14 protein-coding genes and 1 pseudogene are annotated in these 13,300 nt (G+C 35.4%); 10 read left to right on the forward strand and 5 right to left on the reverse strand.

The annotated features are described in order from the left end of the window. Window positions 1–3 precede the first annotated feature (3 nt). From J0L69_13775 to J0L69_13815, 9 genes and pseudogenes are all read left to right on the forward strand, one after another. Window positions 4–348, forward strand: a pseudogene (locus J0L69_13775) (DUF1801 domain-containing protein). 350 nt (window positions 349–698) lie between these two features. Next, window positions 699–1,598: a PD40 domain-containing protein gene (locus tag J0L69_13780; protein ID MBN8694259.1), complete on the forward strand. Its 900-nt coding sequence runs from the start codon at window positions 699–701 to the stop codon at window positions 1,596–1,598. A gap of 63 nt (window positions 1,599–1,661) precedes the next feature. After that, a complete protein-coding gene (locus J0L69_13785; protein MBN8694260.1) occupies window positions 1,662–2,369 on the forward strand; it encodes a response regulator transcription factor in 708 nt (235 codons plus the stop codon). Next, window positions 2,366–3,739, forward strand: a complete 1,374-nt coding sequence (locus J0L69_13790; GenBank protein ID MBN8694261.1) for a two-component sensor histidine kinase — start codon at window positions 2,366–2,368, stop codon at window positions 3,737–3,739. The genes J0L69_13785 and J0L69_13790 overlap by 4 nt, the downstream gene beginning before the upstream one ends. 81 nt (window positions 3,740–3,820) lie before the next feature. Further along, the gene (locus J0L69_13795) at window positions 3,821–4,297 is read left to right on the forward strand and encodes a hypothetical protein (protein ID MBN8694262.1); all 477 of its coding nucleotides are present in this window, start codon (window positions 3,821–3,823) and stop codon (window positions 4,295–4,297) included. Between the two features lies 1 nt (window position 4,298). After that, the gene (locus tag J0L69_13800; protein ID MBN8694263.1) at window positions 4,299–5,687 is read left to right on the forward strand and encodes a SulP family inorganic anion transporter; all 1,389 of its coding nucleotides are present in this window, start codon (window positions 4,299–4,301) and stop codon (window positions 5,685–5,687) included. A 26-nt stretch (window positions 5,688–5,713) separates the two neighbouring features. Next, window positions 5,714–6,217 (forward strand): hypothetical protein, encoded by a 504-nt coding sequence (locus J0L69_13805; protein ID MBN8694264.1) that lies wholly within the window; start codon window positions 5,714–5,716, stop codon window positions 6,215–6,217. A 127-nt stretch (window positions 6,218–6,344) separates the two neighbouring features. Beyond that, window positions 6,345–7,751, forward strand: a complete 1,407-nt coding sequence (locus J0L69_13810; GenBank protein ID MBN8694265.1) for a hypothetical protein — start codon at window positions 6,345–6,347, stop codon at window positions 7,749–7,751. Between the two features lie 71 nt (window positions 7,752–7,822). Continuing rightward, window positions 7,823–8,173: a DUF2200 domain-containing protein gene (locus tag J0L69_13815; GenBank protein ID MBN8694266.1), complete on the forward strand. Its 351-nt coding sequence runs from the start codon at window positions 7,823–7,825 to the stop codon at window positions 8,171–8,173. A gap of 83 nt (window positions 8,174–8,256) precedes the next feature. Here J0L69_13815 and J0L69_13820 read toward each other — a convergent pair whose 3' ends face one another. The 4 genes from J0L69_13820 to J0L69_13835 all read right to left on the reverse strand — a co-directional run bounded on the left by J0L69_13820 (window position 8,257) and on the right by J0L69_13835 (window position 11,622). Further along, the gene (locus J0L69_13820) at window positions 8,257–8,394 is read right to left on the reverse strand and encodes a cold shock domain-containing protein (GenBank protein ID MBN8694267.1); all 138 of its coding nucleotides are present in this window, start codon (window positions 8,392–8,394) and stop codon (window positions 8,257–8,259) included. Window positions 8,395–8,488: 94 nt separating this feature from the next. Beyond that, window positions 8,489–9,334 (reverse strand): TonB family protein, encoded by an 846-nt coding sequence (locus J0L69_13825; GenBank protein ID MBN8694268.1) that lies wholly within the window; start codon window positions 9,332–9,334, stop codon window positions 8,489–8,491. A gap of 331 nt (window positions 9,335–9,665) precedes the next feature. Further along, a complete protein-coding gene (locus J0L69_13830) occupies window positions 9,666–10,040 on the reverse strand; it encodes a BlaI/MecI/CopY family transcriptional regulator (protein ID MBN8694269.1) in 375 nt (124 codons plus the stop codon). Between the two features lie 565 nt (window positions 10,041–10,605). Then, the gene (locus J0L69_13835; protein MBN8694270.1) at window positions 10,606–11,622 is read right to left on the reverse strand and encodes a tyrosine-type recombinase/integrase; all 1,017 of its coding nucleotides are present in this window, start codon (window positions 11,620–11,622) and stop codon (window positions 10,606–10,608) included. Between the two features lie 21 nt (window positions 11,623–11,643). Here J0L69_13835 and J0L69_13840 point away from each other — a divergent pair, with 21 nt between their 5' ends. After that, window positions 11,644–12,039, forward strand: a complete 396-nt coding sequence (locus tag J0L69_13840; GenBank protein ID MBN8694271.1) for a DUF1801 domain-containing protein — start codon at window positions 11,644–11,646, stop codon at window positions 12,037–12,039. 14 nt (window positions 12,040–12,053) lie between these two features. On the opposite strand, the gene J0L69_13845 is transcribed toward J0L69_13840, so the two are convergent. Continuing rightward, window positions 12,054–13,259 carry a bifunctional 3,4-dihydroxy-2-butanone-4-phosphate synthase/GTP cyclohydrolase II gene (locus J0L69_13845; protein ID MBN8694272.1) on the reverse strand — a complete coding sequence of 402 codons (1,206 nt, stop codon included), beginning with the start codon at window positions 13,257–13,259 and terminating at the stop codon, window positions 12,054–12,056. Window positions 13,260–13,300 lie beyond the last annotated feature (41 nt).

Consider the following 13,300-nt stretch of genomic DNA (forward strand, 5'->3'; position numbering starts at 1 on the left):
ATCATGAAAAAATATATCAGCGTTGACGAATACATTAATTTGCAAGAACCTATTCAAAAGAAGCTGTTGATTCAGCTACGCGCTTGCATAAAAAAAGCAGCACCGGATGCAATAGAACACATTGGTTATAATATGCCGGCGTACAAATTAAATGGTGTGCTTGCTTATTTTGCCGCTTACAAAAATCACATTGGTTTTTACCCAAGCACTTCTCCACTCGTTCATTTAAAAAAAGAATTGACGCCATACAAACATTCTAAAGGCGCTGTTCAGTTTCCTTTAAATAAAGAACTGCCTCTCGACTTAATTACCAAAATGGTTAAGTTCAGGGCGAAGGAAATTTCAGAAAAAAACGCCGCTAAAAAAACAAAGGGCATTTTAAAAACATGTAACAAAGGGCATCAATTTTACAAATCAAGCTCTTGTCCCACTTGTCCCGTTTGTGAAAAACTAAAAAAAGACAGTGCCGGGTTTATGTCAGGCTTATCCGCTCCTGCACAAAGAGCTCTCAAAAACGAAGGCATAAAAACATTAAACCAATTATCTAAATATAGCGAAAAGGAAATTCTAAAACTACATGGAATTGGTAAAAGCGCTATTCCTGTTTTGAAAAAGGCACTAAAGCAAGAAAACTTGAAATTTAAAAACATCAATTTTTAACTTCTAAAAAATCCAATACTCAAAACAAACAAAAAAGAATGAAAAAACATTATATAAGCTTACTTACTCTTCTGACGACTTCTTTTTTAGGATTTTCGCAAAAAAGCTTAAAGGATTGGCAAATTGCTTTCATGAGTACTCGTGATGGAAATTTTGAAATTTACATTATGGATTCTGATGGACAAAACGCAAAAAATTTAAGCAATCATTCTAAGACTGATTATTGGGCTTCATACAGTCGACAAAACAAAAAAATTTACTTCTCAACTAATCGCGACGGAAATGAAGAACTTTATGTAATGAATTTAGACGGAAGTAATCCTATAAATTTAAGTAACAACAAATCAGAAGATAGATTACCAACAGTTTCTCCGGACGGAAAAAAAATAGTTTTCGAATCTAACCGTGATGAAAAACAAGGAGAGATTTATATTGCAAATAGTGATGGTAGTCAAATTAAACGTATAACAAACAATATGTTTTATGAAGATGCTGTTTTTTGGAGTCCGGATGGAAAAAAACTAATTTTTACTCGTGATATAAAAGATCCGTCTGATTCACTATCAAAATCAAACGGAGAAATTTTTATTATAAATACTGATGGAACCGGTGAAAAGCGATTAACTACAAGGGAAGGTTTTGATGGTGGACCACAAATTTCACCTGATGGTAAAACCATCGCCTTTTACGGCGAAAGCGAAAAAAGTTATTGGGATATCTTTCTAATGGATCTGGATGGAAGTAATATTAAAAACATTACAAATGATGTTGCAGAGGATTATTCACCCTCTTGGTCACCTGATGGTAAATGGCTGGCCTTTACATCCGGAAATTCTAATAATTACGATATTTGGATTTTAAATATTCAGAGTGGAGAAAGAAAACAAATTACTTCACAACCTAAAAGAGATGAAACCCCCGTTTGGATTGTTAAATAAAAGATTTTACGTTCAATTATGAATAATTTTCAGTAGTATAGTTGAACAAATCAAAATCGATTCATGAATTCAAAGATTTCAGCACATATACTTTTAGTGGAAGATGAAGCCGGCGTGGTTGATTTTATCAAAAAGGGTTTAACCGAAGCGGGACACACTGTTAAAGTGGCCGTTGATGGCGAGTCGGCTTTAAAACAAAGCGCAGAAACCGGTTTTGATTTATATATTCTAGATATCATGCTTCCTGATATCACCGGCATTGAAGTATGTCAGAAATTGCGACAACAAAACATAAAATCCCCTATTCTATTTTTAACAGCACTCGGAACATCGGAAAATATTGCTCTTGGCTTAAATATTGGTGCCGACGATTATCTCGTTAAGCCTTTCAAGTTTATTGAATTAAATGCACGCATCAATGCTTTAGTACGTCGCTCTTCACAAAATGAAGCCAATGAAAAAGAAAGTAATATCGTTTATAAAATTGCCGACCTGGAACTTAACGACAAAACCAAAATCGTTACACGTAAGGGAATTGAAATAACTCTTACTGCTACTGAATACCGCTTATTGTTAGTACTCTTAAAGAACAAAGGCAACGTATTGTCTCGAATGCAGTTATTAGAAACCGCCTGGGATATTAATTTTAATCTGGGCACCAACGTTGTGGATGTATACATTAATTATCTAAGAAAGAAAATTGATGCTGAATTCGAACCTAAGCTAATTCACACAGTAGTAGGCATGGGTTATGTTATAAAAGAAAAATGAAAACACAAACTAAAGTTGCATTAATTATTGGGCTGGTTTGTGTAACCATTGTGGTCATTTTTGGAATCACCGTATACTTCTTCGTTAACAAATATTCTTACGTCGATTTTTATAAACGACTTGAAACCAGAGTACGTATTGCAACACAATATTACCTGGAATCTGATTCTACCAATGCAGAAAATGTAAAGGTTTTAAAAACGCAACACCTCGAAATGCTGGAAAAAGAAAAAGAATATTTGATTGAACTAAAAACCAACGTTACTGCGGCCACATTAGTGCAAGACTATAATTTTCCTTCCGACTTTATTGAGGCTTTATATTCGAAAGGTAAAGCCACTTCTAAGAGTGGGAATCGTTTTTTTGCGGGCTCCAAACGCTCAATTAACAATAAAGATTATTTCATCATTGTTTCGGCTGAAAATTATTACGTTTCTCATCATTTGATATTTTTAAGAAACCTTCTCATTGGCGGAATATCCTTTGTAATTATTCTGGTCATCTCACTATCGTTTTATTTCTCACGACACATCTTTTTGCCCATTAAACGTATCATCGGTAATGTAAAACAAATTAGCACCGAAAATATTCATCTCCGACTTGATGATACAAATACAAATAACGAAATCAAAGAACTGATACTAACATTTAATGATTTATTAAACCGCATCGAAACTGCTTTTGAAACACATAAAAATTTCATCAGTAACGCTTCGCATGAATTAGGTACACCATTAACCTCTATCATCGGAGAAGCGGATGTAGCACTTTTAAAACCCAGAACCCAGGAAGAATATATACAGTCTTTAAAAAACATTTCCTTTCAGGCTGAGAGATTAGATAATATCACTAAATCCTTGCTCTTTTTGGCACAAACAGGTTATAAAGGCAATGCCATTGTATTAGAGCGAATCAGGATTGATGAAGTGATTTGGGAAACAAAAAATATTATTGATAAATTAAATCCCGACAATAAAATTACTGTTGATTTAAGCTTGTTACCTGAAGACCCTAAAAAACTAAAAGTAAAAGGCAACAAACAGTTACTTCAACTTGCATTTGCCAATTTATTGAATAATGCGTGTAAATACTCGAACAACAAACAAGTTACGGTTTTCATAGCTTCCTCCGACAGTCAGATTATTGTTACCATTAAAGATCAAGGTATTGGTATTCCTGAATCGGAAGTAGCGTTTATTTATGACCCCTTCTTCAGAGCTTCCAATACTAAAATGTATGAAGGGTATGGCATTGGCTTACCACTCACCAGAAATGTTATTAAGCTACACCAAGGACAGCTTATTGTTCAATCTGCCTTAAATGCGGGTACAACTGTTCAGGTAAAACTGCCCCTCTTCTTACAATCTTAAGAATTCTAATCTGATTTTAATGTAATTTTTAATCCGTGCTAATTTGGCACCTTCAACTTGCGGTCATTAATTAATGTCCGTATGCCCAAAAACATATTAATTCCTATAGACTTTTGTGTTACTTCATTAAACACGGTTAAGATTGCCTTGGAGGAAAACAAGGATCAACCGGTTAGAATAGTTCTATTATATGCTGAATTCTTAAATGATTCTATCACCGATTTATTATTCTACTCACCTCAAAAAATCATTAAGTCGAAACAAAGTCCTGAATTTAAAGAAGCGCTCGAAATTCTTCGCAATCGTTATGGATTAAAGCCTTCCGATTTTATTATTGAGCTCTTGCATCATAACAATTCATCACAACTCAATTTCATTTTACAATCAAACAACATTACCGCTGTTTATATTCCAAGCGAATACAAATTAAAAACACTCAAACACGCTTTTAATCCGATACCGCTTTTGCAATCGCTTAATATTTATTTGCATAAGGCCAGCTGGAATTTAAACACCAACTCCAATGAACAAGAACAATTAACCTCTTTATTTAACTAACATGAACAAAACTCAATTTCCAACCACACCAATCGCTAGACTAAAACTGTTTTTTACACTTTTTGATTCGAGATGGGAAGACTTAACCAAACAAAGCTGGGCCAAAACAGTTTATCGCGATTTTAGTGCAGGGCTAATTGTTGCCATGACTGCTATTCCTATGGCCATGGGATTTGCTATGGCGATGGGTATGAGACCGGAACACGGTATCATTGCCGGCGCTTTAGCCTGTGTAGTTGGAAGAACATTTGGCGGTTCGAAATACCAAGTGTACGGACCAACAGCCGCTTTCATTCCCGTGATTGCAGGTTTAATTTCGAAATATGGTCCGGCTAACGGGGGCGACTTTGCGGAGGCTCATGGTTTCTTAATTTTAGTTTCCATTATCTCCGGAATTATTTTAATAATAATGGGATTATTTGGTTTCGGACGATTTGCAAAGTTAGTGCCTAACTCCATAATAGTTGGCTTTACTATCGGAATCGCGGTTGCAATCGCTCTCACCAATCTTGAAGATATATTAGGAATTGAATCCTTCTCTGATTTTTTAGGACAAGACGAAGACATTAAAGGAGGATTAATACACAATTTCACGACAGCACTTGGCAATCTGGATAAAATAAATATTTGGTCTGTGCTATTAGGTGTATTAACCTTCGGATTAACTAAACTTTTACTACGCGTTTCCATTTTTATTCCGGGGCCGGTAATTGCCATGGCAACGGCCACCATTTTATCAGCCACTTTATTAAGCGACAAGAATATAATATTAGTAAAGGATCTTTATGGTTCTATTCCAAATAACTTTTTTGTGTTCACGGCACCTTACTTACCTGCATTAAACGGATCAGTGATACTTGACATCGTATATTTTGTATGCGCTATTGTATTTGTATCGGGTGTAGAAAGCATTTTATGCTCCTCCATGGCAGATAAACTAGCCAATAATCAAAAAACACCGTTCAATCCTGATAAAGAATTTTTCGGACAAGGCATGGTGCAGATAATTACACCTTTGGTACAAGGATTTCCATGCACAGGAGCATTAGCACGAACTGCAACAAGCATCAAAGCCGGTGCTCAAACACCGTTAGCCGGATACTTTAAAGCCGCGCTTAAACTTACCATGGCTTTCTATTTAGCGCAATATCTTGAATTAATTCCCATGGCTTGTATTGGCGGTATCTTAGTTTGGGTGGCCAGTAACATGATTAAAGTAAAAGAGATTAAGGAAATAAAACACCAAGGTAAATTCGAATTTTCAATGATGGTGTATACTGCTGTAATGGTTCCGTTGACTGACTTTTTAACCGGCGTATTATCTGCCTTAATCATCTATTTTGTTGTAAAAGTGGTTTTTAAAAAACGAGGGGCAAAAACCGAAGCCTAGTTATTGTTAACTAAAAAAACTGAAGTATGAAAACACTGCATCAAGCAACCCAAATGGGACTTACACCCTGGATGGCCTTTGAAATGATAAAAAAAGGAAATGAAAGATTCCAAAATCGGTTAAAGGATAATCGAAATATGTTTGTGAGAATAACAAATCTTGAATCAGAGGTAAGCCCTTCAATTCTTGTATTTAGCAGCTGTGACATTAAACATCATCCCGACATTATTTTTGATCAGTCAGAAAGAGAACTGACGCATGTGCCTGTTATGTGGGAACATTTTGAATCGAGTCATATGACGTTAGCGGAACACTTTTGCAGCAAACAAGACATAAAGTTACTGGTATTGCTTGGGTCGGATAAAATGTATCAACAGGCCGAGCGAATTCTAAAATCAAATCCTTTGATAAATAACTTACTCAATAGCGGCTCGCTCGGATTAATAGGATGTTCCTATAACGAAAGCAGCGGGAAAGTGAAATACCATTACGAAACATTTTCATTGGGAACAAGATGGCTGTGTGAGTAAATAACTATTTTACATAATCAGTTGCACTCCCCTAAGTTGAGAGTCAAATAGTTATTCATTTCACAAATCTACTACTGTACTTGTAACTTTTAATCACTCTCGTACGTTATAGAATAAAAACACACCTATGACGCGCTATTGTATTACACTGATTATACTTGCTTTCGGCTTATCGCTTTTTTCACAAAACTGTACTTGTGAAAGTCAGCTAGATTATACAATTCAATACTTTGAGCAGAACAATCCTGCTTTTCAAAAAATCAAATCCGATAAACAATTACATAAAATTTATTTAGCAGATGTAAAGAAGATAAAGTCGGAATTAATTAGAGATAAAACTAAAGACAATTGCATTATATACCTCGAGAAATATGTATCTCTATTAAAGGACCACCATAGTTCAATTGGTTATCATCTCATAAGAAAACCACTTGGTAGTACTGAACAAATCGTTAATTTTAAAAATTCAGAAACTTATAAATCATTCCGTAAATTAAATATTGATACGGCCGCACTTATTTCTAAACTTCAAGCAAATAATGTAAATGACATTGAAGGATTATACAGTGATGGCAGAAATACTTTCTTTGGAATTGTTGCCGATGAACATAAACCCGGAAATTATCTAGGAATAATCTTAAAGCAAAATAAACTAGCGGAAAAAGGCCATGTACTACTCGAGTTAAAAGCACTAGGAGACAACAATTACTATATCACTTATAACATAGGAATATATGGCTTTAACTTCGATAAAATCTACAAAACTCAAAAGATAGAAAATGGCCTTATACCCGGATTGGGATTTCAGAAGATTAACGGCACTAAAGAAGATGATAAGATTTATTCCTTCTACGCTATTGATGCCAATACAAATTACCTGCGTTTAAAGTCATTTTCGGCGCAACACACAAAGGAACTTGACAACTTTTACGATAGTATAATACCGGCCATCAAAAGCAAAGCCAATTTAATTATTGACTTAAGAGATAACGGTGGAGGAAGTGAGGCTTCCTACTTAAAACTTTTACCCTTAGCTTATACCAACCCGCTAAAAACAGATTCTGTAGATGTGTGGGTATCACCGCAAAACATTAGCATTTACGAAAAAAATCATAAAGATAGTGCACTTATACAACGAATGAAATCATCCAGTCCTTATAGTTTTATTCCACAAAATGAATCAACTAATAATTACTGGATACTAGATAGTGCGACACTATTTCCTAAAAAGATAGCGGTATTATTTAATCAGGGAACAGCCAGCGCAGCCGAAGGGTTTATTTATTATTTAATGCAAAGCAAAAAGGTTATTACGCTTGGACAAAATTCGGGTGGCTATATAGGTTATGGCGATGTGATGGAACATAAAATTCCGGATGGGGACTTTACCATAAACAGCACAACCACCAAATATTATGATAAAAGTAAATATGAGTTTATTGGAATTGAACCTATGTATTTACTAAGTGTTCAGCAAGACTGGATTGAATCTGCAAAAGCCTTACTTAACAACGGAAGCGTAAGTTATAAATAGAAAATTAAGTCCCGAATGCCTCCTATGAATTCTGAAAAAATAAATATCTTTACTAGGATTAAGGATAAATTATGAATCAGAATCACAAAGTATATGCCATGGCTTTTGCGAGTGTGTACCCCCACTATATTGCAAAGGCAGAAAAAAAAGGCAGAACTAAAGCAGAAGTAGATGAAATAATATTCTGGCTTACGGGTTATGATGCAAAAAAACTAAAAGAACATTTAGATAATAAAACTGATTTCGAAACCTTCTTTGCACAGGCCAAACTGAATAAAAACGTCAACAAAATTACCGGAGTTATATGCGGTTACCGTGTAGAAGAAATTAAAGAGCCATTAATGCAGCAAATTCGTTATTTAGATAAATTAATAGACGAATTGGCAAAAGGCAAAGCCTTGGAGAAGATTTTGAGAGAGTGATTACGTCTAATTTAATTCATTGTATCAAACACAACTTATTGAATCAAAAAAAGCAAACCTTTTGGTTTGCTTTTTTTGCTTTTTTACACTCGTGTTACGTTTATCGCGTTAAAGCCTTTTTTGCCTCTTTCCCGATCATAGGTTACTTCATCATTATCGTTAATATTATCTATTAATCCGGATACATGCACAAATACATCTTGTCCGTCTTCACAAAAAATTTTGAAATTATTTTAGCGCTCTCGAAAAAAACACTTGCATCGTAAAATAAAACCGCCTCGATTTTTCCGAGGCGGTTTCTTTTGTAAAGATGTATTAATCCAGTTTAAAACTGATTGGGACACAAAGTTCGGTTTCTATTGCTTTTCCGCCCACGCTCCCCGCTTTCCAAGCTGGCATAGAGTTGATAACACGTAGCGCTTCTTTATCCAACTCAGGACTTACACCTTCTTTCACAAGGGTGTTTTTTACTTTACCGCTTTTATCAATCACAAACGAAACCACAACAATTCCCGCTTTTTTATCCTTTTTTGCTTTCTCAGGATACTTAATGCTACTGCTAAGGTATTTTACAAATGCTTCATTGCCGCCTTTAAATTCCGGAGCGAGTGTATCGGACTTCGCACCTGTGGAATAATGGAGCACTGTTTGATCATTGTTGTCCTCAGGCCGGTGAATATTAGAGAATAATCCTGCCGATAGCAGTACAAAAGGTAGTACTGCGAGTGTTTTGGTTAATGCCCTTTTAGGGCTTCTTTTTTTGTTCATCATGGTGAATCTTTTTTTAATGGTTAAATAATAAAACGAGTTTGTCATGTGAACCAGGTCTTTCTCCAAAACTAAAGAGAGAAGCAATGCCTGATACTCGGTTTTATTCTTACCTACGGTTAATTCATCCGCCTCATATTCGTGTTGTGTCCTTATCTCAGATAGTGCCACCCATACTAATGGGTTATACCATTGAAAACAGCGAAACAACTCGAATAAGATGATATCAACACTATGGAAACGCTGTACATGTATGCGCTCATGTTGGTGAATGCTTGGATGATACTTATCACGTGATAAAAAGATGTATCGGAAAAATGAAAAATCGGTCGGTCCCTTCATCCATACTATTGTTTCCTTCTCCCGCTTCTCTTTTGGGTTACGTAGAATCATTAGGATAATATTGGAAATGGAAACAAAAAACCGAAGTAAAAAGAGACCACTGATTATTAAAAAAACTTTTACGAGCCAAGGCAACAACTCAGAACTGTTGACAGGCGCTTCTTCTATTTTTTCGTTAATTGAAATTGTTGAAAGCACAAAATTAAGACGGCTTTCATTCTGATCCATATTAAAACTGAGCAGAGGTAAAACCAATGAAAGAATCAAAGCTAATAGCAGGTACAAACGATTGCGTACAAAAAATGTATCTCCCCGAAACAAAAAATAAGGGATGAACAGAAGCGAGAAAATCACAACTGATTTAAGACTATAAAGCACAAAATCATTTATCATGTTTACTCCTTTTTACTTCTTTCATTAATTCATCCAAATCTTTTATAGACAATTTGTTGTTTTCCGCAAAAAAAGAAACCATTTGTTTAAATGAGTTTCCAAAATAATTTTTCATCATGGATTTCATGATAAAATCAGAATACTGCTTCTTACTCACGAGCGGAAAGTACTCAAATGTTTTTCCGTAAGATTTGTGATCAACAAATCCTTTAGTTTCTAATATGCGAATAATGGTTGATACAGTATTGTAAGCCGGTTTGGGTTTAGGAAATTCTTCCAGAAAATCCTTTATAAATCCCTTTCCATTCTTCCAAAGTATCTGCATTACTTCTTCTTCCGCTTTGGTTAATTCCTTAAGTTCCATGACAGCACAAATATATAACTAAGTTTTTAGTTATACAACTAAATTCTTAGTTTTTAATGTAATTATCTAAATACCAAGAGGTTTAAATCTATGAAGAATATAGAGTCATCGTTGGTGTGAAGACATTAAACCTTGCAGAGAAATTCTTTTCGCTCACCTCAACCTTCGTTCTCTTGATAAAAAAGGTCGCCGGGAGTTATAGTAATAATATCCGAAAACGTTTATTCGCCGAAAGTTATTGCTAATACCGTCAAACGTCATTTCAATTATACTATTTCTTGATTATTCCCGTTAGAGTCTTTAAGATGAACTTTAAATTCCAACATATTACTATTTGTGCGCTCACTTTTGTTTTTTCACTTGCACTAATTAGTTGTAAAAAGTATAAAGAAAACCCTTGGTATAAGCCCGGCATAAGAAAGGGATTTATAAGTAATTACTTCATTTCTTCTTATACGGTTAATGGCGTAGACTGTTTGACTTATGTAAATAATAAACTAAATACCCGGCTCCAAAACATTGTCTGGACCATACAACCCGCTGATGATTTTGGTGTAAACACAGGCTAGGTGTCTGAGCCTATTTCAAATAAACGAAGTTGATTATCTTTTCTGGGTTTATCCAAACCGTTTTTTAAGGTAAAATCAACAATCCATTTTATTTTTTCTTTTGCTTCTTCTTCGTTTATATTTTTCTCATCATACAAATTATCCAATGGCGAACATTTTTTAGGACTCTCGTAATTGGCAACATGCAAATAAACTAAAGTAGCTTCAATGTTGGCATGTCCTAACAATTCTTTAATCGATACTATGTTTAATCCGTCTTCAAGTAAATGCGTAGCGTAACTGTGACGTAATGTATGCAAACAAATTCCCTTTTTTAACAACCCTGCTCTTTTTACCACTTCATGCATGTTATGTCTTAAGGTTGATGTTCCAATTACGCGGCCCGCTTTGTTATTGAATAAATAATAAACGGGTTTATAGTTAAACAAATATTCTTTTAATTCATTTATAAGATATAGCGACAAAGGAACATAACGGTCTTTACCCCCCTTCCCATTTTTTATATGTATTAATTTCCGGTCCCAATCAATATCCTGCAATTTTAAACCGGCAGCTTCCTGTGCCCGCAATCCGGCTGAATAAATTAACATCAACATTAATTTTTGTCGGCCTTCCTTACAGGATAAAAATAACCGCTGTATCTCTGCCTTACTTAATATCAATGGTAAACTTTTATCTTGTTTAATACTGGGAAGTCGTAAATATTCATACTTACTGTTTAACATTTTTAAATAATACCTTAAACCATAAATCATGTGCTTATACCCACTGCGCGATTCGAGTTTGTTTTGTTTATTTAAAATTGTTAATACGGCATTTATCTCTTCTTCCGTTGCACACTCCGGTAATTTTTTTAACTCTAAACTTAATCGGGCTATATTCCGAATGTAACTTTGAAATGTTTTCATACTCATACCATTTAAAATCATTTTCTGCTGCATTCTAATAAAACGGTCACTGAATTCGGGAAAATAAACTATGGCCGCCTTTACTTGTGTATGTTGATTTATCATTGTTATTTGTATCTTTATTTTATGAATAAAGATGTAAAAGCCTATCACAGCAAACAAACCAAATCCGATAAGGAGATTTGCAATGCCTTGTACGAAATCATTCAGGAGCATCTTCCGGAAGCAGAAAATAAAGTTTGGCACGCGCATCCGGTTTGGTTTTTGGATGGTAATCCCATTGTTGGTTACAGCAAATTAAAAGCCGGCATACAATTGATGTTTTGGAGTGGTGTTAGTTTTGAAGAAGAAGAATTAATCCCGGGAAAAAGCGGCAAATTTAAAGATGCTTCTATTATCTACACTTCAGCCGATGAGATTAACAGCAAAAATTTAAAACGCTGGCTTAAAAAATCGAAAGAGATTCAGTGGGATTACAAAAACATAGTCAAAAGAAAAGGCGTCCTGGAACGCCTTAAATAAATCTTAGTTCTAAATTAAAAATGGTGCCCCATTTTTTCTTTCTTCGTTTGAAGGTATTTTGCATTATGCGGATTAGGTGGGATGACGATGGATACATTTTCCACAATTTCTAATCCATAACCAATCAAACCTGCTCTCTTCTTCGGATTGTTTGTCATTAATTTTATTTTATGCACACCTAAATCGCGTAATATCTGCGCGCCTATTCCATAATCACGTTCATCCATTTTAAATCCTAACTCCAAATTAGCTTCCACGGTGTCGCGTCCGTTTTCCTGAAGTTTGTACGCTTTTAATTTATTCAATAAACCAATACCCCTTCCTTCCTGATTCATATACACAATAACGCCTTTACCTTCTTTCTCAATCATGCGCATGGCTTCGTGTAATTGCGGACCGCAATCGCAACGGCAACTTCCAAAAATATCGCCGGTAACGCAAGAAGAGTGTACGCGCACCAATACCGGTTCATTTTCCTTCCACTCCCCTTTTACTAATGCCAGGTGTTCCTGACCGTTAGTATTTACTTTATAATCTACCAATTTAAAAGTTCCCCACTCGGTCGGCATCTCTACTTCTACTTGTCGCTCTACAATACTTTCTTTTGCCAAACGGTATGAAATCAAATCTTTGATGGTAATGATTTTCAAATCGAACTTAGCTGCAATTTTTACCAAGTCAGGTAAACGCGCCATGGTTCCGTCTTCATTCATAATTTCAACCAAGGCACCACAAGGTTCAAAACCGGCAAGCATGGCCAAATCAACGGTAGCTTCGGTATGACCGGTACGACGTAACACACCGCCATTTTTTGCAATCAAGGGAAATATATGTCCTGGTCGGCCAAAATCTGTTGGCTTAATAGTTGGATCAATTAAAGCTTGAACGGTTTTAGCGCGATCTTGCGCCGAAATACCAGTGGTGCAACCATGTCCGAGTAAATCAATGGAAACTGTAAATGCCGTTTCATGAGAAGCTGTGTTTTTACTTACCATCAACTGTAAATCCAGCTCGGCTGCACGTTGTTCGGTAACCGCGGTACAAATTAATCCACGTCCGTGCGTGGCCATGAAATTTATTACTTCAGGCGTTACATTTTTGGCAGCGGTAATAAAATCGCCTTCGTTCTCACGGTCTTCATCATCCACCACAATAATTACCTTACCGTTTTTAAGATCAGACAAGGCCTCTTCAATAGTATTCAGCTTAAACTCACTCATGGCGCAAAGTTACGCATTTTACGGCTTTACAAGTGTTATTT

This window comes from Bacteroidota bacterium, from assembly GCA_017303905.1.
GTDB lineage: Bacteria > Bacteroidota > Bacteroidia > B-17B0 > Aurantibacillaceae > JAHEYG01.

Coding starts and splice junctions, on each gene's coding strand:
- J0L69_13780 (MBN8694259.1), top strand. CDS start 699: ATGAAAAAACATTATATAAGCTTACTTACTCTTCTGACGACTTCTTTT.
- J0L69_13785 (MBN8694260.1), top strand. CDS start 1,662: ATGAATTCAAAGATTTCAGCACATATACTTTTAGTGGAAGATGAAGCC.
- J0L69_13790 (MBN8694261.1), top strand. CDS start 2,366: ATGAAAACACAAACTAAAGTTGCATTAATTATTGGGCTGGTTTGTGTA.
- J0L69_13795 (MBN8694262.1), top strand. CDS start 3,821: ATGCCCAAAAACATATTAATTCCTATAGACTTTTGTGTTACTTCATTA.
- J0L69_13800 (MBN8694263.1), top strand. CDS start 4,299: ATGAACAAAACTCAATTTCCAACCACACCAATCGCTAGACTAAAACTG.
- J0L69_13805 (MBN8694264.1), top strand. CDS start 5,714: ATGAAAACACTGCATCAAGCAACCCAAATGGGACTTACACCCTGGATG.
- J0L69_13810 (MBN8694265.1), top strand. CDS start 6,345: ATGACGCGCTATTGTATTACACTGATTATACTTGCTTTCGGCTTATCG.
- J0L69_13815 (MBN8694266.1), top strand. CDS start 7,823: ATGAATCAGAATCACAAAGTATATGCCATGGCTTTTGCGAGTGTGTAC.
- J0L69_13825 (MBN8694268.1), bottom strand. CDS start 9,334: ATGATTCTACGTAACCCAAAAGAGAAGCGGGAGAAGGAAACAATAGTA.
- J0L69_13830 (MBN8694269.1), bottom strand. CDS start 10,040: ATGGAACTTAAGGAATTAACCAAAGCGGAAGAAGAAGTAATGCAGATA.
- J0L69_13835 (MBN8694270.1), bottom strand. CDS start 11,622: ATGATAAATCAACATACACAAGTAAAGGCGGCCATAGTTTATTTTCCC.
- J0L69_13840 (MBN8694271.1), top strand. CDS start 11,644: ATGAATAAAGATGTAAAAGCCTATCACAGCAAACAAACCAAATCCGAT.
- J0L69_13845 (MBN8694272.1), bottom strand. CDS start 13,259: ATGAGTGAGTTTAAGCTGAATACTATTGAAGAGGCCTTGTCTGATCTT.